2 rRNA genes are annotated in these 1199 nt (G+C 54.3%); both read left to right on the top strand.

Features of this window, described 5'->3' with window-relative positions:
* A 16S ribosomal RNA gene (locus ABZ880_RS54415) occupies window positions 1-409 on the top strand; the annotation flags it as partial.
* 165 nt (window positions 410-574) lie between these two features.
* Window positions 575-1199: ribosomal RNA gene (locus ABZ880_RS54410) — 23S ribosomal RNA — on the top strand; the annotation flags it as partial.

Here is a 1199-nt window from a genome sequence, read left to right as displayed (position 1 = left end):
TATCTTTCTATGGAGGCAACCGAGAGGTAACAAAAATGCTGTGATGCCCTTAGGTGTTCTGGGCCGCACGCGCGATATACTAACAAAGCTAGCGTGTACTTAGCCGAAAGGCCAGGGTAATCTTGTTAAACTCCGCCGTGCTAAGGATAGAGCATTGCAATTATCGCTCTTCAGCGAGGAATCCCTAGTAAGCGCAAGTCATCAGCTTGCGTTGATTACGTCCCTGCCCTTTGTACACACCGCCCGTCGCTACTACCGATTGAATGGCTCAGTGAGGCGTCCGGACTGGCCCAGGGAGGTGGGCAACTACCACCCAGGGCCGGAAAGCTCTCCAAACTCGGTCATTTAGAGGAAGTAAAAGTCGTAACAAGGTCTCCGTTGGTGAACCAGCGGAGGGATCATTACCGAGTTTACAACTCCCAAACCCATGTGAACATACCTTTACGTTGCTTCGGCGGAGCCGCCCCGGCGCCCGGAACCTCTTCGGTTTCGCGGCCCGGAACCAGGCGCCCGCCGGAGGCCACAAACTCTTTTGTTTTTACAGTTTCTTCTGAGTGTGCCGCAAGGCAAAATACAAATGAATCAAAACTTTCAACAACGGATCTCTTGGTTCTGGCATCGATGAAGAACGCAGCGAAATGCGATAAGTAATGTGAATTGCAGAATTCAGTGAATCATCGAATCTTTGAACGCACATTGCGCCCGCCAGAATTCTGGCGGGCATGCCTGTTCGAGCGTCATTTCAACCCTCGAGCTCCCCTCTTTTTGGGAGAGCCCGGCGTTGGGGACCCGGCGCTAACACCGCCGGCCCCGAAATGGAGTGGCGGCCCGTCCGCGGCGACCTCTGCGTAGTAATATCCACTCGCACCGGGACCCGGGCGCGGCCACGCCGTTAAACACCCCACCTTCCGAATGTTGACCTCGAATCAGGTAGGAATACCCGCTGAACTTAAGCATATCAATAAGCGGAGGAAAAGAAACCAACAGGGATTGCCCCAGTAACGGCGAGTGAAGCGGCAACAGCTCAAATTTGAAATCTGGTCCCCAGGGCCCGAGTTGTAATTTGTAGAGGATGCTTTTGGCGAGGCGCCTTCCGAGTTCCCTGGAACGGGACGCCACAGAGGGTGAGAGCCCCGTCTGGTCGGATGCCAAGCCTATGTAAAGCTCCTTCGACGAGTCGAGTAGTTTGGGAATGCTGC

Origin of the sequence: Streptomyces sp. NPDC047043 (assembly GCF_040644055.1) — a bacterium.
Lineage (GTDB): Bacteria > Actinomycetota > Actinomycetes > Streptomycetales > Streptomycetaceae > Streptomyces.
The sequence above is the reverse complement of the archived record's forward strand: the minus strand, read 5'-3'. Positions and strand labels throughout refer to the sequence as shown.